1 protein-coding gene is annotated in these 535 nt (G+C 67.5%); it reads right to left on the minus strand.

Annotation, left to right across the window (positions count from 1 at the left end; all coding sequences use genetic code 11):
- Positions 1 to 471: helix-turn-helix domain-containing protein (locus tag RDV89_RS20190; protein WP_315736116.1), on the minus strand; the 471-nt coding region annotated here is incomplete at its 3' end.
- Positions 472 to 535: the final 64 nt, after the last annotated feature.

Below are 535 nucleotides of genomic sequence, written 5' to 3' on the forward strand. Positions count from 1 at the left end.
GTTGGCCCATTCGTAGCGCTTCACCTGGCGACGACTCGATCGCAACCGCACCCCGCTGGCCGGGTCGGTCCAGGCCAGGGGCGGAGATCCGTAGCGGCGCAGGATCTTGTGGACCGTCGAGGGCTGCATCCCGAGGTGGTAGCCGATCCGGGCAGGCCCCCATCGTTTCGAGACCCGCAGCGCGAGCACGCGACGCTCGCGCCGCACTGCTGTGCGCTGCGGAGATGTCCGGGGTCGCGAGGAACGGTCGCTCATGGCGGCAGCGCCATCACGGCGGTACCTGTCGGCCCATCGTTTGGCAGTGGTCACCGAACAGTTCCACCGTTCCGCGGCCCGCCGCAGCGGCCAGCCCTTCTCGACCACCAGCCTGGCCAGACGCAACCGTCCGGCCGGGGTCAGACAGGCGTTAGCGTGGGACATGAAGGCCTCCGGGATCTTGAGCCGTGAATGCTTGGTCGCTTCACACCTCACCCGGAGGTCTTCGTCATCCTCCGACAGACACGCCGTACCTAACGTCCGTGGTCAGTACACCTAG

This window comes from Nocardioides imazamoxiresistens, assembly GCF_032378595.1.
In the GTDB taxonomy this organism is placed as follows: Bacteria; Actinomycetota; Actinomycetes; order Propionibacteriales; family Nocardioidaceae; genus Nocardioides; species Nocardioides imazamoxiresistens.